Annotated in this window: 26 protein-coding genes; 14 read left to right on the forward strand and 12 right to left on the reverse strand. The window is 42.8% G+C overall.

Annotated features, from left to right (window positions below; genetic code table 11):
• The first annotated feature begins 192 nt into the window (after positions 1 to 192).
• Complete coding sequence (zntR, locus tag E2H97_RS01350) at positions 193 to 657, forward strand: Zn(2+)-responsive transcriptional regulator (protein ID WP_133405457.1); 465 nt, start codon at positions 193 to 195, stop codon at positions 655 to 657.
• Positions 651 to 1,844, forward strand: coding sequence for an SO_0444 family Cu/Zn efflux transporter (locus E2H97_RS01355; protein WP_133405458.1), 1,194 nt, complete (start codon positions 651 to 653; stop codon positions 1,842 to 1,844). Before zntR ends, E2H97_RS01355 begins: the two co-directional genes overlap by 7 nt.
• A gap of 38 nt (positions 1,845 to 1,882) precedes the next feature.
• Here E2H97_RS01355 and E2H97_RS01360 read toward each other — a convergent pair.
• Positions 1,883 to 3,123, reverse strand: a protein-coding gene (locus E2H97_RS01360) for an IS3 family transposase (RefSeq protein WP_133405459.1) whose coding sequence is annotated in 2 segments (ribosomal slippage) — positions 1,883 to 2,763 and positions 2,763 to 3,123 — 1,242 coding nt in all. Because the reading frame shifts where the segments join, the coding sequence is not laid out codon by codon here.
• A 135-nt stretch (positions 3,124 to 3,258) separates the two neighbouring features.
• On the opposite strand from E2H97_RS01360, the gene E2H97_RS01365 reads away from it, so the two are divergent.
• Positions 3,259 to 4,671 carry a hypothetical protein gene (locus E2H97_RS01365; protein WP_133405460.1) on the forward strand — a complete coding sequence of 471 codons (1,413 nt, stop codon included), beginning with the start codon at positions 3,259 to 3,261 and terminating at the stop codon, positions 4,669 to 4,671.
• Here the strand turns inward: E2H97_RS01365 and greB are convergent.
• On the reverse strand, positions 4,668 to 5,135 hold the full coding sequence (gene greB, locus E2H97_RS01370; RefSeq protein WP_133405461.1) for a transcription elongation factor GreB: 468 nt from the start codon (positions 5,133 to 5,135) through the stop codon (positions 4,668 to 4,670). The two genes, E2H97_RS01365 and greB, sit on opposite strands and share 4 nt — an antisense overlap.
• Positions 5,136 to 5,139: 4 nt before the next feature.
• Between greB and E2H97_RS18765 the strand changes: the two genes are divergently transcribed.
• Both E2H97_RS18765 and E2H97_RS01375 read left to right on the forward strand, forming a co-directional pair.
• Positions 5,140 to 5,286 carry a hypothetical protein gene (locus E2H97_RS18765; RefSeq protein ID WP_170308218.1) on the forward strand — a complete coding sequence of 49 codons (147 nt, stop codon included), beginning with the start codon at positions 5,140 to 5,142 and terminating at the stop codon, positions 5,284 to 5,286.
• A gap of 58 nt (positions 5,287 to 5,344) precedes the next feature.
• Complete coding sequence (locus tag E2H97_RS01375) at positions 5,345 to 7,681, forward strand: Tex family protein (RefSeq protein WP_133405462.1); 2,337 nt, start codon at positions 5,345 to 5,347, stop codon at positions 7,679 to 7,681.
• Positions 7,682 to 7,879: 198 nt separating this feature from the next.
• Here the strand turns inward: E2H97_RS01375 and E2H97_RS01380 are convergent, their stop codons facing one another.
• Both E2H97_RS01380 and bioH read right to left on the reverse strand, forming a co-directional pair.
• A complete protein-coding gene (locus E2H97_RS01380) occupies positions 7,880 to 8,347 on the reverse strand; it encodes a hypothetical protein (protein WP_133405463.1) in 468 nt (155 codons plus the stop codon).
• A 35-nt stretch (positions 8,348 to 8,382) separates the two neighbouring features.
• Positions 8,383 to 9,084, reverse strand: a complete 702-nt coding sequence (gene bioH / locus E2H97_RS01385; protein ID WP_246029079.1) for a pimeloyl-ACP methyl ester esterase BioH — start codon at positions 9,082 to 9,084, stop codon at positions 8,383 to 8,385.
• 103 nt (positions 9,085 to 9,187) lie between these two features.
• Here bioH and E2H97_RS01390 point away from each other — a divergent pair, with 103 nt between their 5' ends.
• The 4 genes from E2H97_RS01390 to E2H97_RS01405 all read left to right on the forward strand — a co-directional run bounded on the left by E2H97_RS01390 (position 9,188) and on the right by E2H97_RS01405 (position 13,505).
• Positions 9,188 to 9,931 (forward strand): ComF family protein, encoded by a 744-nt coding sequence (locus E2H97_RS01390; RefSeq protein ID WP_133405465.1) that lies wholly within the window; start codon positions 9,188 to 9,190, stop codon positions 9,929 to 9,931.
• Between the two features lie 113 nt (positions 9,932 to 10,044).
• Positions 10,045 to 10,998: an aldo/keto reductase gene (locus tag E2H97_RS01395; protein WP_133405466.1), complete on the forward strand. Its 954-nt coding sequence runs from the start codon at positions 10,045 to 10,047 to the stop codon at positions 10,996 to 10,998.
• Positions 10,999 to 11,099: 101 nt separating this feature from the next.
• Entirely contained in the window at positions 11,100 to 12,212 is a 1,113-nt protein-coding gene (gene proB / locus E2H97_RS01400) for a glutamate 5-kinase (RefSeq protein WP_133405467.1), read from the forward strand.
• A 30-nt stretch (positions 12,213 to 12,242) separates the two neighbouring features.
• Entirely contained in the window at positions 12,243 to 13,505 is a 1,263-nt protein-coding gene (locus tag E2H97_RS01405; protein WP_133408538.1) for a glutamate-5-semialdehyde dehydrogenase, read from the forward strand.
• Positions 13,506 to 13,763: 258 nt separating this feature from the next.
• On the opposite strand, the gene E2H97_RS01410 is transcribed toward E2H97_RS01405, so the two are convergent.
• The 8 genes from E2H97_RS01410 to mlaF all read right to left on the reverse strand — a co-directional run bounded on the left by E2H97_RS01410 (position 13,764) and on the right by mlaF (position 20,392).
• Positions 13,764 to 14,936, reverse strand: coding sequence for a DUF4062 domain-containing protein (locus tag E2H97_RS01410; protein ID WP_133405468.1), 1,173 nt, complete (start codon positions 14,934 to 14,936; stop codon positions 13,764 to 13,766).
• Positions 14,937 to 15,731: 795 nt separating this feature from the next.
• On the reverse strand, positions 15,732 to 16,991 hold the full coding sequence (gene murA / locus E2H97_RS01415) for a UDP-N-acetylglucosamine 1-carboxyvinyltransferase (RefSeq protein ID WP_133405469.1): 1,260 nt from the start codon (positions 16,989 to 16,991) through the stop codon (positions 15,732 to 15,734).
• Between the two features lie 12 nt (positions 16,992 to 17,003).
• Complete coding sequence (locus tag E2H97_RS01420) at positions 17,004 to 17,261, reverse strand: BolA family protein (RefSeq protein WP_133405470.1); 258 nt, start codon at positions 17,259 to 17,261, stop codon at positions 17,004 to 17,006.
• 20 nt (positions 17,262 to 17,281) lie between these two features.
• Positions 17,282 to 17,575, reverse strand: coding sequence for an STAS domain-containing protein (locus E2H97_RS01425; RefSeq protein ID WP_133405471.1), 294 nt, complete (start codon positions 17,573 to 17,575; stop codon positions 17,282 to 17,284).
• Positions 17,575 to 18,219 (reverse strand): MlaC/ttg2D family ABC transporter substrate-binding protein, encoded by a 645-nt coding sequence (locus E2H97_RS01430; RefSeq protein ID WP_133405472.1) that lies wholly within the window; start codon positions 18,217 to 18,219, stop codon positions 17,575 to 17,577. The genes E2H97_RS01425 and E2H97_RS01430 overlap by 1 nt, the downstream gene beginning before the upstream one ends.
• A 9-nt stretch (positions 18,220 to 18,228) precedes the next feature.
• Positions 18,229 to 18,702 (reverse strand): outer membrane lipid asymmetry maintenance protein MlaD, encoded by a 474-nt coding sequence (mlaD, locus tag E2H97_RS01435; RefSeq protein ID WP_133405473.1) that lies wholly within the window; start codon positions 18,700 to 18,702, stop codon positions 18,229 to 18,231.
• Between the two features lie 108 nt (positions 18,703 to 18,810).
• Positions 18,811 to 19,593 carry a lipid asymmetry maintenance ABC transporter permease subunit MlaE gene (mlaE, locus tag E2H97_RS01440; protein ID WP_133405474.1) on the reverse strand — a complete coding sequence of 261 codons (783 nt, stop codon included), beginning with the start codon at positions 19,591 to 19,593 and terminating at the stop codon, positions 18,811 to 18,813.
• Complete coding sequence (mlaF, locus tag E2H97_RS01445; protein ID WP_133405475.1) at positions 19,580 to 20,392, reverse strand: phospholipid ABC transporter ATP-binding protein MlaF; 813 nt, start codon at positions 20,390 to 20,392, stop codon at positions 19,580 to 19,582. The genes mlaE and mlaF overlap by 14 nt, the downstream gene beginning before the upstream one ends.
• A gap of 387 nt (positions 20,393 to 20,779) precedes the next feature.
• On the opposite strand from mlaF, the gene E2H97_RS01450 reads away from it, so the two are divergent.
• From E2H97_RS01450 to lptB, 5 genes are read left to right on the forward strand one after another with little or no spacing between them, the layout of a single operon-like run.
• The gene (locus E2H97_RS01450; RefSeq protein WP_133405476.1) at positions 20,780 to 21,757 is read left to right on the forward strand and encodes a KpsF/GutQ family sugar-phosphate isomerase; all 978 of its coding nucleotides are present in this window, start codon (positions 20,780 to 20,782) and stop codon (positions 21,755 to 21,757) included.
• A gap of 11 nt (positions 21,758 to 21,768) precedes the next feature.
• On the forward strand, positions 21,769 to 22,314 hold the full coding sequence (gene kdsC / locus E2H97_RS01455; protein WP_425466805.1) for a 3-deoxy-manno-octulosonate-8-phosphatase KdsC: 546 nt from the start codon (positions 21,769 to 21,771) through the stop codon (positions 22,312 to 22,314).
• On the forward strand, positions 22,311 to 22,874 hold the full coding sequence (gene lptC, locus E2H97_RS01460) for an LPS export ABC transporter periplasmic protein LptC (RefSeq protein ID WP_133405477.1): 564 nt from the start codon (positions 22,311 to 22,313) through the stop codon (positions 22,872 to 22,874). The genes kdsC and lptC overlap by 4 nt, the downstream gene beginning before the upstream one ends.
• Complete coding sequence (gene lptA / locus E2H97_RS01465; RefSeq protein WP_133405478.1) at positions 22,858 to 23,421, forward strand: lipopolysaccharide transport periplasmic protein LptA; 564 nt, start codon at positions 22,858 to 22,860, stop codon at positions 23,419 to 23,421. The genes lptC and lptA overlap by 17 nt, the downstream gene beginning before the upstream one ends.
• Positions 23,418 to 24,149 (forward strand): LPS export ABC transporter ATP-binding protein, encoded by a 732-nt coding sequence (gene lptB, locus E2H97_RS01470; RefSeq protein WP_133405479.1) that lies wholly within the window; start codon positions 23,418 to 23,420, stop codon positions 24,147 to 24,149. The genes lptA and lptB overlap by 4 nt, the downstream gene beginning before the upstream one ends.
• Positions 24,150 to 24,216 lie beyond the last annotated feature (67 nt).

The following is a 24,216-nucleotide window of genomic DNA, read 5'->3' on the forward strand; positions in this document are numbered from 1 at the left end:
TTTTCTTCTCTGAACTTGGGCGCGCATATTCTACCTGAAAAACCAATCAATCTGCTGATTTTCTGTGCATATTCCCTTCAGTTAATACAAAACACTGAGTTCAATTTTTCATAATAATAAAATAATATTTGACCTTGGAGCTTACTCTAAGGTTTATACTTAACTACATTGGATGAATACGATGGAAGCATTATGTATCGAATTGGCGAACTCGCGAACGCCTTTGGCATCAATTCAGATACGCTGAGGTACTATGAAAAGCATGGCTTATTGTCTCCCTCAGAACGTACTGGATCAGGCTATCGACTTTATAGCGACAAAGATGCTCAACTCCTAAAGTTCATTCTGCGTGCTAAAAACGTGGGATTTACTCTGAATGAAATTCAAGAGTTGGTGTCGATTGAACTCAATAAGTCGCAATGGGCGTGTGCCGATGTTAAAGGTCGAGTTGATAAAAAACTCGACAACATTACCGCTAAAATTTTGGAACTTCAAAAGTTTCAAAAAGGGTTGCAAGAACTGTCTGACTCTTGCTGTGGCGGTGATGAAAGTGCGGAGTACTGTTCTATTTTAGAAGCATTGGATGATATCCATCACGATGAATCCGTTCCACGTTTTGATAAACCCATATCAGCTAAGGGAGACAAGTCATGTTGATCAGTAATTTTGTCGAGCTGTTTTTAGAATCTGCCCCTTGGCTGTTACTCGGCCTTGTCATGGCAGGATTACTAAAAATGTTTGTCCCACTCGAATGGATGCAAAAACAGTTGGGGGGACACGATTTTAAGACGGTGATCAAAGCTGCTCTGTTTGGTGCACCTCTGCCTTTATGTTCTTGTGGGGTCATTCCTGCCGCAGTGGGGCTGCGACGCTCTGGGGCATCTAAAGCGGCCACCACGACGTTTTTAGTATCGACGCCAGAAACAGGGGTTGATTCGGTCAGTGTTTCTTATGTACTGCTTGGTCCTTTTATGGCGATAGTGCGTCCGATTGCTGCGGTTATGAGTGCAATCACCGCGGGCTTACTGGTAGGGGCGGATGACAAAAATGATGCATCAGTCGCTGAAAAAACCGAGCCTAAGTCTGAATCCAATTCATGTTGTAGTTCAAAATCTAAAGAACCTGAACCAACTTCTTGCTGCAGTTCTAACGCTAAAGTAGAGCCAGAGTCATCGTCGTGTTGTAGCTCAACTACTGAGATAAAGTCGCATTCTCATAGTCATAGCAATGATGATGATTGCTGCAGTTCAGAGCCAAGTGCACCGCCAGCCAGCTTTTTTGGAAAGATCAAAGAAGGGCTTCGTTATGCGGCAACCGATTTAGTTCGGGATACCACAATGTGGCTTCTCGTCGGTATTTTCTTTGCAGCATTAGTTAAAACGTACGTTCCTGAAGACTTTTTGTCTCAATACGGCAGTGGTATTTTAGCCATGCTAGTGATGATTGCTATTTCAGTCCCTATGTATATTTGCGCCACAGCATCAACCCCAATTGCCGCTGGTTTGTTACTAGCTGGTGTGTCACCAGGGGCGGTATTGGTGTTTATGTTGGCAGGCCCTGCAACCAATATTGCGACCTTAGGCGTAGTCATTAAAGAGTTAGGAAAGCGTGCATTATTTGGTTATTTAGGCGGTGTGATTGGTGTTGCCATCATCGCAGGGTACATAACGAATTATGTGGTGGCTGAATACGGTATTGCTGTTGCGCCACAAATTGGTGAGCATCACAGCTTACTTCCCGACTGGTTAGTGGTAAGTTCAGGCATAATGTTAGCAGTTCTAATGGCAAAAGTCGTTTTTGAAAAGTTACCCAAGCGCTGGTGGCATAAAGATTGTTGTTCATAAAGGCGTGATTTGTCTCGTCCTAAAATACGTTGACGGTTTTAATGTAAATCCAAGAGCATTTGCTCTTGGATTTTTTTATGCACTTGGTTCGGTGTTTTCATCTCTAAACTTAAATGCGGTCTCATATCGTTGTATATCGCTATTGATTCATCGATGAGCAACTTTAATTCATCAATATTTTTACATTGATATACAAGGAACTCCTGCTTCAGTATACCATTCACCCTCTCTGCGAGTGCATTTTGATAGCAGTCATAACCATCAGTCATTGAGGGTACTATATTATTTTGCTTAAGTTTATTCTGATAAATAGCAGAGCAATATTGTAACCCTCTGTCTGAGTGATGAATTGCGTTACGTCTATAACACCTATGGCTAACAGCCATATCTAGCGCTTTAACCACGTCTGTCGCTTTCATTCCATCACTTAATTCATAGCCCATTATTTTTCGACTATAAGCGTCAGTGACAAGCGAGAGATAATGCACACCATCATCACTTTCCACATAAGTGATATCACTTACCAAGACTTCTTCAGCTCTTTGTGGCGTGTAATCCTTTAACAAATTCGGATGCTTTTTCATCCAATGCTTACTGTTAGTCGTTTTCCTATAACTACGCTTGGGTTGAATTAGCAGGTGTTCTTCCCTCAGATAGTCGAATAGGCCATCTCGCCCGAGCTTTATGCCTTCCTCCATAAGTTGAGGCTTCAGAAGATAGTACAGTTTCCTACCGCCTAATCGTGGCATAAATCGCCGTAACGCTAGCACCATATTTTTTACTGGAGCTAACATGATAGCCCGTTTTTTATCTCTATATTCCCTTTGATAAATTGATTGCCTCGTCATGCCAAGAAGCTTACAAGCCTTGCTTAAACTTACTTGCTTTTGTACCTGAAGGTTTCTTGCTCCTTGGCTATAAGCTTTTTTCGCAACCCTATACCATGTTCAGCATCAATAATATCGACGACTTCATTAAGTAATAGGTTACGTAACTTTTCATCCTTCAACTCTCGCTCTAAGCGCTTAATCTTTTGAGCTGGTGTTTCTTTGGCTTTAGGTGATTTAGACATGGTTATTTTCGGTGGTTGACACCAATCTAGCTTACCGTGTTTTCTCAACCATGTAAGTACTGTTGAGCGACCTTGGATACCATAGATTTTTTGAGCTTGCTTATAGGTCATATCACCTTTTTCAACAGCTGCAACAACCTGCAATTTAAAGCCTAATGAATAATCACGTTGTGTACGTTTTATATAGGTAGGATCTGGGTTTGTCATAATAAGTCCTAAATGTGTAAACACATTTCAGGACGGGACAATTGATTAATAGAAATAGCCCATGCAATCGAGCGTGGGCTTTTTTTTAGAGTCTTCGACTATACTCTTGATAACACAGGGATGTAGGACGGCAGTATGGGCTCTTTCGATGGTAGTATCTCGACCGAAGGTTTACAGGTTAAATTTACGAACGGTGATGAACCGACCGTTGAAATTACGTCAGCTAAAGCCTTTGAACCTACCCAAATTAAGCTCGATACAGCCAAACCATCTGAACAAGTTTCCTCAGAGCCACGTACCGACGTGACTTCACAAGTTGAAAAAGCCGCGCAATCTCATAAAGACGCCGAAACTCAAGGCGTTAATATCAAGAAAAAAGCCTTTATTAAGAACTTAGCTCTCGCGATTGGCTCAGGGGTCGCCGTTGGCGTTACCTTGCTGACGACGATTGGCACAGGTGGCGCTACAGCTCCTTTATTGTTTTTAGCTACGACACACCTTGGTGTGGCTGTAGGAGATAGTATTTGTTCCTATATGGATTGGAAAGGTAAGCGGTCAGACTTACTGCCTATGGGGCAAGACTCCGTCGGTAATATGGCATTTGCAGCGTTGAAAAAATTGGGGTACCAAGATGGCAAAGCCTTTAAATTTGCCGATAGAATATCGATTGCGACACGTGGATTATTGGCATTTGCGACGTTATCCTCCAACGAGACAATCAGAGAAAAAGCGCCAGCTGTGCTTAAAAATGCGGCAAAGCAAGGCTATTACAGTGCCAAAGAGTCATATATAAAACAACAAGATGCGCTAGCGACGCCTGTTACGCTTTCTCAATTACCTGAAATTGATGAAAGTGACGATGAACTGAGTTCGGCGGGCGAGGCCACGCCTTTACTAAAAACCTCAAAGCGAGCCCTGCACCAACTATCTGAGATTGAACAAAAACAGCAACAAGCCGAACAAGCACTAAAGCAAAAATTGCAGCAAGTGAGTGATAGACGCCTGCAATGGAGTCAGCAGCATTCGGGAACGGTACAGTTTCATGCAGAAAACGACCAAGTCTCATTTCACGATGCACAAGCTACAGATGACAGCCAACAAGACATTAAAGCAGAACATTCAGATACTGACAGAGCGGCAGCAATCGCAAGACTGAAACGTTCTCCTGAGTATCAAGGTATTCAAACAGAAATTGCTAATCTCAGAACCGAACTCGATCTTCGCGGTGAAGCAAAAGTGAAGCGTTTAAAGCAAATGGCAAAGCAGCTTAAGCATTCTCCTGCGATGAGGCGTACAGAGCTCGTGACAAATAAAAAAGGCGTGGAAACCCTAAAAGTAGTCGGACCTACTCAGAGCCAGATCCAAGCGGAACTCAGTAAAGAAGAAATGTATATTGATCGACAAATGGAAAAGCTGAGAATAGAGCTTGAAGACAAACGAGAGCAAGGTACTCAATGGATGTCATCTGCACTCGATTTGTTAGATCTGGAGGACGAGAGCTTACAAGATTTCCAAGCCACCACTCGCGGGCTCAATGCTATTTATTAATAGCGAATACTATTGATATACCAAACTTGTTTCCCTGCAGGAGTGTTGACGACCGCTTCATCGTCCACTTCCTTTTTTAACAAGGCTCTAGCCATCGGCGCATCAATAGAAATGTAATCATTATTACCATAGATTTCATCAGGTCCGACAATGCGAAATGACTTAGTTTCACCTTGCTCATTTTCCACTTCCACCCAAGCACCAAAAAAGACTTTTCCATCTTGCTCTTTGGCATGATGAACCACCTTTAAGGCTTCTAAACGCTTCCGTAAAAATCGCACTCGGCTGTCAATTTGTCTCAGAAGGCGTTTATTTTCTTTGTAATCGGCATTTTCGCTGCGATCGCCAAGACTGGCTGCCCAAGCGACTTTTTTGGTGATTTCAGGGCGGTATTCCCGCCACAGATAATCCAACTCTTTTTGTAATTTCTCAAAGCCTTCAGGGGTGATCAAATTGGTACGCAAAGGGATGTCTCAAATAAATAACAAGAAAAACACCTTACTTAAATCACAACAGAAATCAACGATTCATATTGAGAAAAACATAGGTAGATACTTAGGTAAGGTCGTATACGATTGGTTGAACATAAAGCACTTACTGAAAAAAGGGGTTTAAGGGTGTAAGTTATGCTATGTTAACCATCATTTTTTTGAGTTCGATAGTAGAAGATTTTATGCAGTCTATAGTTCAAACCATTTCTCACGAGTTATCTGCCAATCAGTCTCAAGTGTCTGCCGCCATTACGTTATTAGATGATGGTGCGACTGTTCCCTTCATTGCCCGATATCGTAAAGAAGCCACGGGTGGGCTTGATGATACTCAGCTGCGAACGTTAGAGTCTCGCCTTAGCTATTTAAGAGAATTGAACGAGCGTCGAGAAGTGGTGTTGTCCAGTATTTCAGCTCAAGGAAAACTCACGGAATCCCTTAAGCATGAAATACAACAAGCGGACACTAAGACTCGCTTAGAAGATCTGTATTTACCCTTTAAACCAAAGCGCCGCACTAAAGGGGAAATCGCTAAAGAAGCTGGGCTTGAGCCCTTAGCGGACTTCTTATTATCGAATCGTCAAGCTTCATTAAATGACAAAGCAGCCGAATATATCAATTCGGAAAAAGGCGTTGCTGATGAAAAGTCAGTTCTAGATGGCGCTCGTTTCATTTTAATGGAACGTTTTGCCGAAGATGCCGAATTACTGCGTAAGATACGTAAACATCTTGAGCAACACGCTCAGCTTGAAAGTCGGGTGATGAAAGGCAAAGATAAAGAAGGCGCAAAATTTAGAGATTATTTTGAGCATAACGAAGCCATTACCAAAGTCCCTTCACATCGCGCATTAGCCATGCTTCGTGGTCGCACTGAAGGCATACTGGCACTTAGTTTAAATGCCGATCCTGATTCAGAAGCAAAAGCAGGCAGCTATTGCGAAATCATCATTCGTGATCACCTTAAATTATCACTTTCAAACTCCGAAGTGGATACATGGCTTGCTACTGTCGTTGCATCGACGTGGCGAGTGAAAATCTCAATGCAAATGGAAACAGAGTTTATTGCCGCATTAAGAGAGCGTGCCGAAGATGAAGCCATAAAAGTCTTTGCGCGTAACCTTAACGATCTACTGATGGCTTCCCCTGCGGGCAGCAAAGTCACCATGGGCTTAGATCCCGGGATCCGAACCGGTGTTAAAGTGGCTATTGTTAACGACACTGGCAAGCTAGTGGCACACACCACAATTTTCCCTCATGCGCCACAAAATCAGTGGGATAAGTCAGCTCGTTCAATCGCCAATTTAGTGAAAATGCACAAGGTGGAACTGATTGCCATCGGTAATGGTACAGGCTCACGTGAAACCGACAAGCTTGCAGGCGAGGTGATTGCCAGCCTGACGGAAATTAAAAACAAAGTGACTAAAGTCATGGTCAGTGAAGCGGGCGCTTCTGTTTACTCAGCTTCTGAATTAGCCGCGGCAGAATTTCCAGATCTCGATGTGTCACTTCGCGGCGCTGTGTCGATTGCTCGCCGCCTACAAGATCCAATGGCAGAACTGGTTAAAATCGAGCCTAAATCCATTGGCGTTGGCCAATATCAGCACGATGTGAACCAGAGCCAGCTATCGCGTTCACTTGAAGCGGTAGTGGAAGACAGCGTAAACGCTGTGGGTGTTGATTTAAATATGGCATCTGAGCCGTTACTCGCTCAAGTTGCAGGGTTTAATAAAACGCTCGCTAAAAATGTGGTGAACTACCGTGATGGAAATGGCAGTTTTACTAATCGCAAACAATTGTTGAAAGTGGCACGCCTTGGCCCTAAAGCTTATGAGCAAGCCGCAGGTTTCTTGAGAATTCAAGGTGGTGATAACCCATTGGATTCCTCTGCCGTTCACCCTGAAGCTTATGGTGTTGTGGAGAAAATGGCGCAACAGTTACAGGTTTCTGTCACTGATTTAGTGGGTAATGCTGAAAAGCTTGCAGCCGTAAATGCCAGTGATTATGCCGATGACCAATTTGGTGTAGTCACAGTCAATGACATCATTACAGAGCTTCAAAAACCGGGGCGTGATCCTCGTGGTGAATTTAAAACCGCCAGCTTTAAAGAAGGTGTCGAAGACGTTAAAGATTTAAAACTGGATATGATCCTCGAAGGTGTTGTCACCAATGTGACCAATTTTGGTGCCTTTGTCGATGTAGGGGTTCACCAAGATGGCTTAGTGCATATTTCATCATTAACCGATAAGTTTGTTAGCGATCCACATACTATTGTAAAAGCAGGTGATGTGGTGAAAGTTAAAGTGATCGATGTGGATGTCGAGCGTCGCCGAATTGCGTTAACTATGAAAATGGACGAGTCTGCTGCGACAGCGAAAGCTAGTGCCAATGGGCAGCGCGATAACAAAGCTAAGCCTAAGGCGGGTAATAAGCAGCATAAACCTCAGCAAAAGCAAAATAAGACACCTAAAAATGCCGCTATGGGTAACGCTTTTGCCGAAGCCTTTGCTAAGTTGAAAAAGTAGTAACCTTTAAAGGTTTAATGTCGTTCCTGTCTATGCACTGACGAATCCGCATGTTTTAAGGAAAGAAAGGATAAGCAAACGCTGAAACGCTACAAGCCCATCCATGGGCGCTTGGCCTCGGCATCCATGCCTCGGACATTCAGCTTATTGCTTATCCTTTCTCCTGTAAATTCAACCGCTTGAAATTTAGATTTTTTATTATAACTCTTCATCGATGATCAGGCGTCGAGGTGGGCTCTCTTTTTCTTGATACACTTTATTAAGTTGCTGACGGACGTTTTTTGCTTCTGTGGGTGCGACTTGAGTTGTCGAGTCGTGATCTAAAATAATCGGCGGCTCTGCGCCAATATGAATATCTGAACGTTTAAGCGCAGCAGGATAGGGAGAATGTGCCGTTCCTGTTATCGATGATGTAACATTTTTTTGAATTTCAGGCTCTTGCTCTTGAGGTTTTTGCTCCAGAGTCTCCTGCTGTTGAGAACTGTGCTGTTGCCCCTGTTCTGCATCATGTTCTCTTTCAGGATCGATGGCCCGTTCTTTATGAATTTCCGAAACGGATTTAGGTGGAGGAATGGGTTTTTTGTGCTCATTCTCATTACGAACGCTATCGGTAGCCACATTGGTTGGCGCAATGGGAACGTTGCCATAATGAGTGGTGATTGCCATTGCCCTTTCCCTGAACGGTAGATGTTGTACAGAGTTTAGCCAGTTTTATATAACCATTTCAATAGAATGTCACAAAATTCTTCAGTATGTGAAAAAAACGGTGCATGAGCGCACTCGTGCATTAATACATCACTGGTATTGGGCGTTGCAGGAAGTGTTTCAATGATAGTTTTTGGTACAAGACTATCGAGCCGTCCCCAAATTCGTAACCAAGGTAGATTAATATTCGAGATGTCTTTGCGCAGATCGTTTTGCTGCAAGAAAGACAAGCCTTGTGCTAAGGCTTGTTGATCAGGAAGCGGCTGAGTTAACACATCGTGTTTAAGCTGCTTGATCTCTTGCTTGGCGGTTTTACTGCCCATGGCTTGAATTGCTAAAAAGCGTTCGACGGTTTTCTTGATATCTGATTGCAATTGCTCAGAAAATAGCGACAACACCTTAGGATCCATTCCCAGCCAGTTTTCATCGAGTTTACTCAAAAAACAAGGAGACGATGCAACCGTTATCAAGCCTTTCACTTTATTTGGATAAGTTAACGCCAATTGGGTTGCCACTAATCCACCTAATGACCAGCCAAGCCAGATACTATCGTCAGGCAAGTGTTCCATCAAATGATCCACCCAAGCATCAAGGTTACCTGATATCGGAGCGCTGTGGCCAAAACCGGGTAAGTCCACATAATGGACTCGATAGCCTTCAAGCCTCTCAAATAAAGGAGAAAATACCGCGTGGTTCATGCCCCAGCCATGTAGAAGTACAATATCTGGACCTTGACCTTTGGATTCGATATTTAATTTGGGTTGTGGCACGATGGACTTCCTTTCGTAGAGGAGAACGGCAATGGATTGGCGTACTCAGTGGCGGCAACTGCAACGCTATTTTATAGAATTACTCAAGCGCAGTGTACCGAATCGGTGTATTGCTTGTCATCAGTCTGTGGATAGTGGTGGGAGTGGCATTTGCTCGGTATGCTTACAAGCAGGCTTATATCAGACTCCAGTTTGCTTAGGGTGCGGTGCGAGTATGACTGAGCTGATCCGATATTGTGGTCAGTGCCAACTATCAATGCCAATAAAGATTATTGCGCCATGCAGTTATCATCAAGGCTTAGGACGATGGATCGCCGCGATCAAATACCAACGGCAATTTGCGGTATTAGAGGCGTTAACCAACGCCTTACATCAAAAAATCATTCAATTGGCAAACGAAGACTTACTGTCAATGCCGCAAGCCATCATTCCCGTCCCTCTTCACCCAAAACGTCAAAGAAAGCGTGGTTTTAATCAAGCATGGTTGGTAGCAAAACCATTAAGTCAGCAGTTAGGGTTACCTTTACTTGATACGCATTTACTGAGAGTTCAAGCTACCAAAGAGCAAGCAGGATTGGATGGTAAACAGCGTCGTCAAAATCTTCATGGTGCATTTACCTTAACTCAACCCCTTAATGTTCAACGAGTCGCGATTGTGGATGATGTGGTAACGACTGGTACTACAGTGGCCGAAATCGCGAAATTATTGGCACGGCAGGGAATTTCGTCTCAGGTGTGGTGTTTGGCACGAGCTGAAGCGCCAGAGTTACTGTAAAAACAGCCTTTGACATCAATATGCTTCCTTATCAGAATTAACCACTTATTTTCCGTATTAATTGCGCTGCCATTTTGGGCTCATACCCAAAGGTTATAGGATTTAATTGCAGTATGAAGTTACCACTAAAACAGTATTTTCCTCACGTAAGTAATTTCGCCATAGGTTGCATGGGATTTGGCGGGGCATGGGAGGCGTCAAGCTATAACACTGAAGATCGCAGACTTATGCACAATGCCTTGGATACCTGTTTAGATCTAGGAATAAACTTCTTTGATCACGCTGATATCTATAAACAAGGTCGAACAGAATCGGTTTTTGGTGAAATATTAAAATCAAGTTCCATACCAAGAGAAGACCTGATCATACAAAGCAAGTGTGGTATTCGGCTGGCTGATGAACATAGTGTGGGACGATATGATTTTTCAAAAAATTGGATAGTAGAGTCTGTTGAAGCAAGCTTAAGTCGTTTAGGAACGGACTATCTTGATATTTTGCTGCTACATCGTCCCGATCCATTAATGGAAATAGAACAAGTTGCTGAGGCGATAAATACGCTATTGTCAGCGGGCAAAATCCATCACTTAGGTGTTTCTAATATGCACTCTTATCAAGTGGATTTTTTACAACACCAGTTGAATATACCGATTGTTATTAACCAGCTGGAAATGAGCCTAGCGAATTGCGAATGGGTCAATGAAGGGCTTACTGCGGGAATGAATGAAGCTGGGCGTTTTTCTCCCGGAATTATCGAGTATTCGCAACTGAATAATATTCAATTACAAGCATGGGGCTGCTTGGCACAAGGACGATTTACTCGTGACCTTTCATCGCAAACTGACTGCCAGATTAGAGCGCGAGTGTTTGAGCTGGCTAGCGAATATCAGGTTTCGCCGGAGGCGATAGTGTTAGCTTGGTTAATGCGACACCCTGCAGCTATTCAACCTGTGTTAGGAACAACTAACCCTGATAGGATTAAAGCTTGTGTTCAAGCACAAACCATCACCTTAACGCGTGAGCATTGGTATGAGCTACTAACCTTGGTAAGAGGTAAGCCTGTACCCTAATTAACCCTTGCTTAACAAGTGTGCTTTTTTTATGCTGAGTGTGTTCGAAATTTAATCTTCATTCTTCTCTTAAATTAAGCTTAAAAATCATAAATACTTGGATGGCGCTAATGCAGTACAAACGAATTGTGATCAAGGTGGGCAGCGCCTTAGTCGCACCCGAAGGGCAAGGGTGTTCAGGTAAGTACTTACTTGCCATTGCAGGCTTTATTAATACATGCCTTCAGCGCAATATTGAAGTGATTTTGGTGTCCTCAGGTAGTGTTGCGGCAGGGCGAAATCATGTCAGTCATGGCTCAGGCCAGCCCTCAATTGCCGCTAAACAGGCAATGGCCGCTGTTGGTCAAATGCAAATGATCGCCAATTGGCAACGATTTTTCGATTGCGCTTGCTCACAACTGCTGATCACCCACGGCGATTTAAAAGACCGTAGACGTTATTTAAATATTAAAAACACCTTACGGGTGCTATTAGAAAATAACGTGATCCCCATTATTAATGAAAACGATACCGTGGCAACTCAAGAGCTTAAAGTCGGAGATAATGACAATCTCGCTGCGTTGGTTGCTATGGTGGCTGAAGCTGATGCGCTGTTGATATTAAGTGATGTTGACGGTGTGTTTGATGCCGATCCTCGCCAAGTCTATGATGCCAAATTGATCCCCGAAATCCCTAATATTACCAAAGAGATTTATCAACTGGCAGGAGGCACTAATAATCCACTCGCTACAGGTGGCATGAGCACTAAAATTCAAGCCGCTGATAAAGCCTGTGAACAAGGTATCGATACCTATATTGTCAATGGTACTCAAGCTAAGGTCTTTCTAACATTATTGAAAGGAAAGAATCCTGGCACTCGCTTTACGGCTAAAGGGACTAATTTAACTGCGAAAAAGCGCTGGTTAAAAACCACCTTAAAAAGTGAAGGCACTTTGCTGGTGGATCAAGGTGCAGTGAATGCATTGCAAAGAAAAGGCGCATCATTATTGCCTATTGGTATTAGAGCGATTAAAGGAGAGTTCAGTAAAGGTGCTGCCATTACTGTTGCTTATATCGATGATCCAAAAGAAAGTTTGATCGCGAAAGGGATCTGCCAATACTCCAGCCGTGATTTAGCCCGTATACAAGGGATCAGCAGCCAAAAAATTGAAACCGTATTGGGCTATTGTCCTAGCCAAGAAGTGATCCATCGAGACGATCTCGTTTTGTTGTGATGAGTAAAATAATGTCAGGTAATGAATAAGATGAAAGAGAATAATACCTTTGATATCGCTCGCTTAGCACGTCAAGCGAGTCAAGCAACACCTCAAGTCGCTCAGTTAACGGCAGAGCAAAAAAATACCTTACTGCAAGCGATGGCAGACAAAATCCGTCAACATCATCAATTACTGCTCAGTGAAAATCAAAAAGATATTGAAGCGGGGAGAGTTAAAGGCTTAACCGAGGCCATGCTGGATAGATTGTTATTGACCGAGTCTAGAGTCGAAGGGATTGCCAGTGCGATTGAGGACATTATCCATTTAGAAGATCCTGTTGGCCGACTTGGCGACTTTAGTGAGCGCCCGAATGGTATTAAAGTCGGCAAGATGCGTATTCCTTTGGGAGTGATTGCGATGATTTATGAAGCGCGCCCCAATGTGACCGCAGAGGCCGCTGCTTTGTGTCTCAAGTCAGGAAACGGCGTCATTCTTCGTGGTGGCTCTGAAGCGGTTCACAGTAACCGTGCTATCGCTCAATTTTGGCATCAAGTGCTAGAGCAAGCCAATCTACCAACCGCCATCATTACGATAGTACCAAACACTGATCGCAGTGTGATCAGCGAATTGCTTAAGCTTAATGAAGATATCGATTTGGTTATTCCAAGAGGCGGTGAAGCCTTGATCCGCTACGTGACTGAAAATTCTCGTATTCCAGTCATTCAACACTACAAAGGCGTGTGTCACCTCTATATTGATGAACAAGCGGATCTTGAAAAGGCGGTAGCCATTTTAGTGAACGGAAAAACCCAACGCCCTAGTGCCTGTAATGCTATCGAAACTCTTTTAGTTCACAGTGAGGTTTCCGATGTTTTTTTACCCAAAGCGGTACAAACAATGGCAGAATTTAATGTCATCATTCATGCTTGCCCACAAAGCCGAGACTTTTTTGATAACGCACAATTAGCCACAGATGAGGATTATCACGCTGAATATTTGGCTCAAGAAATTGCTGTTAAAGTCGTGGATGATTATGAAGCGGCGATTGAGCATATTCAAACCTACACTTCAGATCACACCGAAGTCATCGTCACTGAAAATGAAGCTAGAGGACAAGACTTTATCCGCCGCATCAATTCGTCAGTGGTGATGGTCAACGCCTCTTCACGTTTTTCTGATGGTGGCGAGCTAGGGCTTGGTGCTGAAATTGGCATTTCAACGTCAAAACTACATGCGTTTGGACCTATGGGGTTAGAGGCATTGACTACAGAGAAATTTGTGGTGTTAGGAGAAGGGCAAGTTAGGGAGTAATTTTTCGTGGTGCTGCACACCACACCGCCCAAAGGGAGGTTCATCAGCAAACCTCCCTTTGGAAACCCTCATGCCGCCCAGACGTCGCTAAACGTTTCAGTGATAATTGAATAAATGGCTAACGACTCTGATGGTACATCCATGTACCCCAGAGTCTAGCCCGACGTCCATGTCGGACTCACGCCATTTTGATATTCAATTCTCACTGAAACAGCTCCGATGGGATGAGAAGGTGAACTCTGAGAACTAGTTGAAAGCCTAATGCTTTAAATGAAACATTAATATTTCAGCTTCTTTTTCATAATGCTCCATGTCAGGAGCTTCTAAAACAAATGTTAAATTGAGTTCTACGCTTTCCCCTGTTTCCTTTATTTTATCAAGTGCTTTAGGTACTTCATCATATTGCTCATTTATAAACTTCTCGATTTTGTATAAAGGGTCATCTGCAAAACTAGATAGTTCATTTAACAAGGGATGGAATATTTCATCAACTTCTAACCTTTTAAAAGAAAGCTTCCAATTTATTATATTTTCATATGCTTCGAGCAATCTTTGACTAACATGTTGGATTTTTTGGTGACATCCTGATGTATGAGCTTCATTGAAAGATGCGTCAGCAGCATTATTAATTAGAGTCGAAACAATGGCTATTAGTTTTAACATTTCTGATTGATGATTACTCATCCATTGAAAGACTTGGGAAGGGTCGTGAATAGTGACTACATCACTAAAACAAATACCATATTCTAAATCGAATTTTTTATGGCTTAGGCTATCTAGATAGAATTTACATAGCTCGCCAAAAAGTAAATAAACCCAGCCGTATGGTTTTTCAATGATTAATTTTGCAGCATTGGCAGAATATAGTTGTTCTGGAAGTTTGAATTTTGAGCTTTGTAACTTCTGTCGAGCAATGAGCGATTCCATGAAAAGATAAGGAATTTGCTGTAACAATGCATCTTTAATGTGTTGAGCATCATTGAATTTATATATCCAATTGGATTTATAGTCTGAGACGCTCTCTACGAATTCAAGAACCTTGGGGTTTTCGACATGTGAAGTAAAGTCTGCATTTGGATTGTTTTTCCATATAGGTAAAATGTTAGTTATATTTTGATTAATGAAAACATATATCGGAATTCCTTTTTTCTTTGCCTCAATATATTCGAGATTTGTAATAGATCTGCCATTCTCAGTTTGAAATCCATATCTAGGTCCAATTATCAGAATAAAAATATCGGCTCTTTCCCTTACATTTTGTAAGCAGTTTGCTACGGTATCTATATCAGGAGATATTGGGAAAGAATCATATTCAGACAGTAGAGGCTCTAGACCTAAAGAGATGATTAAATTTCTAATTTCTGCTCTTACCTGTCCTAAATCAAAACAAGTTGAACTGACAAAAATAGTTGGTTTATATCCTTTCGGCATACTCTTAATTCTTTGTTTAAACGGTGAAATGTTTGAGTTCTTAAATTACCATAGAGTTATACGGAATGGTGGTTCTATTTTGTGTTTAGAAAAAAGCTATGTATGTTCAACATATTGTTATTTAGGGCGATAACTAATTTTCCCCCTTTGGAGCTGTTTCGGATTTTATTGAATATAAAATGACGTAAGCCCGACATGGATGTCGGGCTAGGCTCTGGGGTACATGGATGTACCATCAGAGGCGTTAGGCATTTATTCAATAAAATCTGAAACGTTTAGCTCCGTTGGGCGGCACGGGGAGTTGTTAGAGGGGACTTGCTGTAGAGTCCCCTCTATCACGGGTGTGGGTGGTAAACCCACGACTTTCTAGAGTTTCGCAGAAACTCTCCCTCTGCCTAAACCAAAAAACAAGCGCTAGCTCAAACCACCCTCCCGTCAATCACCTAAATGGGCTATCGACCCGTCGACAATTATTAGAAATAATGAAAACCTGACATGGAGTTGGGTGTGGTTCTGCGGTGCATGGATGCACCATTTGAACTTTTATACCATTCGTACCAATTAACTATGTCTTAGATGAAGCCTTAGCTTTGTAACTACATCGTTGCAATTCCTCACCATAGCTACAGCTATGATTCGTCATTGCGCCTTGTATTTCCTTTACTAACGCTTCCCTTAAAACACAATTAATTGATGTGAATGGTATTAGTTGCCGCTACAGATCAAAAAAAGCCTTTTGAATGCTCAAAAGGCTTTTTTTACTTGAGGTGCAGCTGTAAAAATAATTCGTGAAAGCTACTTCACTCGATAAACTTTACCGCCGAGTTTTTCAAACTTATCCTCAATATGCTCATAACCGCGATCAAGATGATAAATACGATCGACTACGGTTTTACCTTCTGCCATTAAACCCGCAATCACAAGACTTGCTGAAGCGCGTAAGTCTGTCGCCATTACTGGCGCCGCTTTGAGCTGCTCAATGCCATTGATGATACACGTATGACCTTCAAGTTCCATTTTTGCGCCCATACGAATCAGCTCAGGTACGTGCATAAAACGGTTCTCAAAGATGGTTTCGCTGATGGTGGCATTACCTTCAGCCAATGCATTTAATACGCAAAATTGTGCTTGCATGTCGGTTGGAAAGCCCGGGTAAACAGCGGTTTTGATGTTGACGGCTTTTGGACGCTTACCGTGCATATCCAGTTCAATCCAATCGGTGCCTTTAGTGATTTCAGCACCTGCTTCTTCTAGCTTCATTAGTACTGCTTCTAATGATGCCGGATCAGCATCTAAACAGCGAATACGCCCACGGGTGATCGCGGCTGCAACTAAGAAAGTACCGGTTTCGATACGATCTGGCATCACGCGATAATCACAGCCTTTCAGTGACTCAACGCCTTCAATCACTAATTTTGCAGTACCAATACCTTCAATCTTTGCGCCCATGGCAACAAGGCAATGAGCAAGGTCAATAACTTCAGGTTCACGCGCAGCGTTTTCAATGACGGTGGTGCCTTCGGCAAGAACCGCAGCCATCAGTAGATTTTCGGTTGCCCCTACACTCACCATATCCATGATGATGTGAGTACCTTTAAGGCGGCCATCGACTCTGGCTTTGATGTAACCTTCTTCCACTTCAATGTGAGCGCCCATTTGTTCAAGGCCATGCAAATGCAAGTTGACCGGACGTGCTCCGATTGCACAACCACCAGGCAGAGACACATCGGCAGTACCAAAACGGGCAAGCAGTGGGCCTAATATCAAAATTGACGCACGCATGGTTTTGACTAAGTCATAAGGCGCACAAAAATGATCTAGGTTTTGAGTGGAGATTTTAAATTGGCCATCATCCAGTTTTGTTACATCTGCCCCTAGGCATTGCAGTAATTTACAACTGGTTTGAACATCGCGAAGATCGGGTACATTGCTGACGATGAAATCGGTTTCAGCGAGTACACCTGCCATTAAAATGGGCAGTGCAGCATTTTTAGCTCCAGAAATGACGACATTGCCAGCCAATGGTTGGCTGGACTCGATAGTTAGTTTGTCCACAAAGTACTCCGATTATGCTGGCATATTAAAGAGCTTTTCGCGTTTCCACTGCTCCGGAGTAAAGGTTTTGATGGTTAGCGCGTGTAAAGCACCGCTTGCAATTTGCTCTGATAACGGCGCATAAATTGCCTGCTGACGTTTTACTGGAGAAAGTTCACCAAACATATCGGCAACCGCAATCACTTTGTAGTGGGTACCGTCTTGAGTTACGTACAGTTCGTCAAGTTCGAGCTGAGCGCGTAATAGCTCTTCTACTTGTTTGCATTCCATCGGAATTACTACCTTAATTTTTAAGAATTTTGAGATTCAAACATTGGTTGCAAGTTATAAAGCGCAATCAATGATTGTAATTGTTGGGAAGGGTTCACCAACAATAAGATTAGGTTATTCTGTTTTTGTTGTTCGACTAAATGAAACAAAAACGCAATGCCTGAACTATCAATGTAATTAAGCTCAGATAGGTCAAGTTGATTGACTTGTGAGCTTAACAAGCTCTTGCGTTTTGTCCAGAGAGCGACGACCTCTTCTCGTGAGAGTCGCCCTGATAGAACACAGCTGTCTTGATTAATAGTGAATTGTGCCATTATTTTGTCTCAGCTGCTGCTTGAATAGGAGCTTTTGCTTTTTCACTTAGCATCTTGATGACAGAGTCTAGGCCTTGGCGCTGGATCAAGCCACCGATTTCTGATTGCTTAGATTGTAATAAGCTCACGCCTTCGGCCACTAAATCAAACACTTTCCAAGTGCCATTTTTCAGCTTACGCACTTTAAAAGAGATATTGATTGGTGGACGGCCACCTGAAATCACCTGTACAGGTACAGTAACAATTTTTTGATTACTGAAATCCTTAGCTGGAGAAAATTTGACTTGCTGATCAGTGTACGCTGTAAAGGCTGTCGCATAGGTGCTGATCAAATAGTCTTTGAATGAGGTAACAAATGCCGTGCGCTGTGATTTCGACGATGAACGTAAATTACGACCTAAGACCATGTACGAGGCATATTTGTAATCAACATAAGGTAACAACTCATCGGTGATGATGGTTTTTAAATAGTTAGGATCGGCTTTAATTTTGCTTTGATCCGCTTTAAAACGTGCAAAGGTTTGATCGGCTACCTGTTGGATCATGGTGTATGGGTTTTTAGTGTTAATATCAGCGGCCATTACAGAAAAGCTGCTGATCATTAAACAGATAGGTAATAAAATTTTGGAGAATAACTTTCGCATGGGTTGCTCCTACTTATCTTTTGAGCCAAGGCTATACAGGAACTGCCCAATCAGATCTTCTAATACTAAAGCTGAGTGAGTGTTCTCAATTTGGTCGCCATTCTTAAGCATTGAAATATCGTCATCCACAAACCCTGGGGTCAGACCAAGGAATTGTTCGCCCAATAAGCCTGAGGTTAGAATGGATAGGCTACTGGTTTCTGGGAATTGGTCGTAGCGCTTGTCGATTTGAATGGTCACTACTGCATCCAGTTGTTTTGGATCCAGAGTGATATCACTCACTCGGCCTACAGTTACCCCTCCGACTTTTACAGGGGAGCGTACTTTAAGGCCACCAACGTTAGTAAAGTGAGCCTTGAGGGCATAAGTGCTTTCACCACTATCAATTTTGATATTCGCTACGTTAAACACCAAAGTGAGAAACGCGGCTAAACCAGTAAGTAAAAAACATCCAACTAAAAATTCAATTTTGCGAGTCAACATATTTGCCTACCACAAGTCAAAAAGTCCGTTTTAGGGCAGTAACACTGCCCAATTAAAAAATCTATGTATTTGTTTCGCTTCACGCTTTTTAGCGGAAGTACTGCAGCATTAACCAAACATTAATGCTGTTAATAAAAAGTCTAAAGCCAAGACGGCTAAGCTAGCTTGCACCACGGTTTGAGTGGTAGCACGGCTTATCCCTTCAGGGTTCGGTATTACTTGATAGCCTCGGTAAAGGGCAATCCAAGTGACTACAACGGCAAACACTAGACTTTTTATTAGAGAGTTTAGAATATCTTGGTGCCACTCTACTTTAGATTGCAGAATCGACCAAAAAGAACCTGCATCAATGCCTTTCCATTCAACACCAACGATGTGGCCGCCATAAATGCCAATGGCAGAGAAAATCATCGCTAGCAGTGGCATACTGATCACACCTGCCCAAAATCTCGGTGCTATCACTTGTCTTAAGGGATCAATCGCCATCATCTCTAAACTGGAAAGCTGCTCGGTACTTTTCATTAGGCCTATTTCAGCCGTTAACGCAGAGCCCGCTCGACCCGCAAACAGCAAGGCTGTGACGACTGGCCCAAGTTCGCGCAGTAAACTCAGTGCGACCATAGGACCTAGGCTTTCTTCGGTACCGAAGTCAGACAAGATGGTATAGCCTTGCAATGCCAGCACCATACCAATGAATAAGCCTGAAATGGTAATAATGATAAAGGATTGAACGCCCACAACATAAAGCTGCTTTATGAGAAGCGGGGTTCCTTTACGGATGCGTGGCACATTTACAATGGCATTCCACAACATGAGTCCAGCTCGGCCAAAACCGGAAATAAACTCAATAGCGTTATGCCCTACAGCGGTGATACGATCAACGATTCTCACCCAATAACTCCTTTTTATAATCTGATGCAGGGAAGTGGAATGGTACAGGGCCGTCAGGCTCCCCTCCCATAAATTGTTGTAACTGGGGGTTATCTGATTGTCTAAGTTGCTCTGGTGTACCCTCGGCAATCACTTTTTTATCAGCAACCACATAGACATAGTCAGCAATACTGAGTACTTCAACCACGTCATGGGAAACCACCACTGATGTGAGGTTTAATGATTCCGATAACTCTTTGATCAGTTTTACCAATACGCCCATCGCGATAGGATCTTGACCTGCAAAGGGCTCATCATACATCACCAATTCTGGCTCAAGCGCAATGGCACGGGCAAGTGCCGCTCGGCGCTGCATACCGCCTGATAGCTCATTAGGCATGAGTTTACCAGCACCTCTTAATCCAACTGCTTCTAATTTCATCGCCACTATGGTGTTGATGATGCTTTCGGGTAGATTGGAGTGTTCACGAAGGGCAAAAGCGACATTATCAGCCACATTGATATCGGTAAATAAGGCGCCACTTTGGAACAACATACTCATTCGTTGGCGTAGCTTAAATAATTGGCTGCGGCTAATTTTATGCAAGTCTTGGCCGTCAAATAATACTTGGCCAGAATCTGGGGTCAGTTGTCCACCCATTAATTTCAGCAGTGTTGTTTTACCAATACCACTTGGGCCCATAATCGCAGTCACTTTCCCTTTAGGAATGGTCAGATTGAGATCTTTAAAAATTGCTCTTGAGCCTCGATTGAAGCTCATATTCCTCACTTCTACCAAATTTGGTGTTTGATTTTCCATTTAGAGCCTTTAGTCGAAAGAGAGATCCCCTGCGGGAAATACAAAATAAAACAGTGTACGAAAATGTATAAAATGGCACAAGAATCGAATCGACAGATGCCATGATATCTTCAAGCATGTATTTATTGTAACGCACTGTTGTTTTTTAAGTAACTGCATGATTACTTTTGAATAATCGTTATTGCTATTACAATGATTTTGTTTGCTACAGTAATCGTGAACTCGACGATATTGAATATAGGATTGCTAAAATTATATCTAAGTTCCGTGAATTATCCTTTATTTATGACATTTTTGTTCACTTGAATACATAAAGGGAGGCTTTCAATTTGTTGCAATTCCAGCGAAAATGTTATTCAAGGATTAGGTTGGGTAGAATAGAAAACAATGGCGAATAAAACTCAGCTCCAACAATGGGGCAGCAAAGTAGTCGATATCGAAAAGGCTGCCTTAGATAGCTTATATCATTATGTAAATTCGGATGAGTTTGCTCAGGCGTGTGAAGTTATGCTGAGTTGCACCGGAAAGGTGATCGTTATGGGGATGGGAAAATCCGGCCACATAGGCAATAAAATTGCCGCAACCTTGGCCAGTACCGGAACGCCTGCGGTGTTTGTTCATCCAGGAGAAGCCAGTCATGGCGATCTTGGTGTGCTATCGGCGAACGATATTGTCATTGCGATTTCAAACTCTGGTGAGTCCTCAGAAATTCTAACCTTATTTCCAGTGATCAAACGCATGGGCTTGCCGATTATCTCCATTACCGGTGTGCCTAAATCTAATATGGCAAAACTGGCACAAATACACCTTTGTATTCAGGTGCCTGAAGAAGCGTGTCCATTAGGGTTAGCGCCGACATCGAGTACGACTGCTACCTTAGTTATGGGGGATGCAATCGCCGTTGCTTTACTGCAAGCCAAAGGCTTTACCAAAGACGACTTTGCCTTGTCACATCCAGGTGGCAGTTTAGGTCGTAAACTGTTGCTTAAAGTCAGTGATGTCATGCATAAGGGTGAGCAATTGCCTTTGGTTAGCCCCAATATGAAAATCACCGAGGCTTTATATGTCATCTCTAACAAAGGCTTAGGGATGGCTGCAATCATCGATCAAGAGTCTAAACTCTTAGGTGTATTTACCGATGGTGATTTACGTCGCGTGATTGATGCTGAAGTGGATTTAAGACAAACCCCTATTTCTGAGGTCATGACGCCTAACTGTATTACAACAAGCAAAAATGTTTTGGCAGCAGAAGCACTTAAGTTAATGGATGAGAAAAACATTAATGGACTGATAGTAGTGGATGACGCACAATGTCCTATTGGAGCATTAAATATGCTTGATATGGTCAAATCTGGAGTAATTTAACTGTGACTATGATGCCAACCTTATACGGTGACGTAACTCAAACCGTGTGGAATAAAGCACAACAAATTAAGCTGATCATTTTTGATGTTGATGGGGTGTTTTCTGATGGTCGCATTTACTTGAGTAATAGCGGTGAAGAGTTAAAAGCGTTCCATACGCGTGATGGTTTCGGAGTGCGGTCACTACTGAATGCTGGTTTTCACCTAGCCGTGATCACGGGTCGTAAATCACAACTGCTTGAAAATAGAATGACAGCACTCGGCGTTGAGCATATCTATCAAGGTATTGATGACAAGTTGGTACCTTTTAATGAATTGCTGAGTAAATTTGAACTGGAACCCCAACAGGTGGCTTATATCGGTGACGATATGGTTGACCTACCTGTAATGAAGCAGGTTGGGTTATCGGTGTCAGTGGCCGATGGTCATCCTTATGTTAAACAACAGGTCGACATGGTGACCTCGATAAATGGCGGTCATGGTGCCGTTCGCGAATTGGCCGATTTAATTTTAGAATCACAAGGATTGTTTGAATCGGCTCAAGGAATGAGTGTATGAACCGAGTGACCCTTGCCATCATATTGTTTTTCAGTACCGCATTAGTACTGTATTGGCAGGTGCAGCAAAAACAAGGTGAAAAAGTTGCGCTAGGTCCTCAAATTGAGCGACCTGATTACATGGCGACCGAGCTTAACAGTATTTCCTACGATAAGCAGGGACGGTTAAGCAGTCAAGTAACAGCAAAACACATGGAACATTACGCGACAAGAGATACGACATTATTTACAGAGCCTGTATATTTACTTTACGGTGATTCGAATGAGAGTCCTTGGCGCATCTCGGCTAAAGAAGGCCGCTTAAAAAAAGATGACACTCAAAAAGCTTATTTAGATTGGAATGTGAAGTTAGAAGCGGTTGGGAAAAAAGAGCCCCTTCAAAGTGTCAGTACTCGCTATGTTGAGTTGGATTTAGACAAAAAAATCATGACCACGGATGCGATGGTTTACATTAAAGGCAATGGATTTAACAGCCAAGGTAAAGGGCTATATGCCGACTTAAACCGTGAGACGGTACGCTTAAACGATCAGGTAACAGGAACCTATGAAGCGAATAAATAATATACTGCTGGTGGCATTTTGCTCGGTAATGACGTTCTCTACCGTAGCCAAGCAGGATGATTTGAAGCAAGATTTAAGTATTAGTGCGAAAAGCCAAACCGGCGATTTAAAAAACAATAAATTGTCGTATTTTGGTAACGTCAAAATTATCCAAGGCAGTATTAAAATTCATGCCGACGAACTGAGTGCCGTTAATGATGAAAAAAATGGCCACAAAGTGTTTATCGCCAAAGGTAAGCCGGCAACGTTTTCGCAAATATTAGATACGGGTGAATTGGGCACAGCCAGTGCCGTAAGTATTCGTTACGACAATATCAGTGGTGATTTAGTCCTTAAAGGCGGTGCTGAGTTAGATATCGGTGGCAGTAAAATGAAGGCGGAAACGATCCGCTACAATATTGCTAACCAACACGTTACCGCAGCGAGCTCTGGTAAAGGCAGCGACCGAGTACAGACCATTATTCCTGCTGAAAATTATCAAAATGCGCGTAAAAAAGACAAAAAGTCTGCGCCATCATCGAACACACCAGCTGAGAAGAAGCAATGACTCAGAAAACTCTGACAGCAAAACATCTTGCAAAAAGCTATAAATCTAGACAAGTGGTGAAGGATGTCAGTTTATCCGTAAAAACAGGGCAAATCGTCGGTTTACTGGGCCCAAATGGTGCGGGTAAAACCACCACCTTTTATATGGTGGTAGGATTGGTAAAAAGTGATAAAGGTGAGATCTTTATCGATAGCGATGATCTCACGCTTGATCCTATGCATATGCGCGCTCGGAAGGGGATTGGTTATCTTCCGCAAGAAGCCAGTATTTTCCGTAAGCTCTCGGTTTACGATAACATCATGGCCGTATTGCAAATGCGGGCATCGCTCAATCAACGCCAACGGGAAGAGCAACTAGAGCACTTACTTGAAGAATTTCATATCACCCATATTCGTGACAGCCTTGGCATGGCATTATCGGGTGGTGAACGTCGCCGAGTCGAAATTGCCCGCGCGTTGGCAGCGAATCCGCAATTTATTTTGCTGGATGAGCCATTTGCCGGGGTTGACCCTATCTCTGTCATTGATATTAAAAAGATCATTGAGCAGCTCAGAGACCGTGGTTTAGGTGTATTGATCACAGACCACAATGTCCGAGAAACACTGGATGTCTGTGAACATGCCTATATTGTGAGCCACGGCAGTTTGATTGCCGAAGGTACGCCAGAGGAAATCCTCGATGATAAGCATGTACGTGAAGTGTACTTAGGAGAGCAATTCACGTTATAGTGATGATTATTTGGGAACCCTTATAGGGAGTCCTGCTATGCGCCAACAAGAACAATAAGAAGGACAA

It is taken from the genome of Parashewanella tropica, assembly GCF_004358445.1.
Taxonomy (GTDB): Bacteria; Pseudomonadota; Gammaproteobacteria; order Enterobacterales; family Shewanellaceae; genus Parashewanella; species Parashewanella tropica.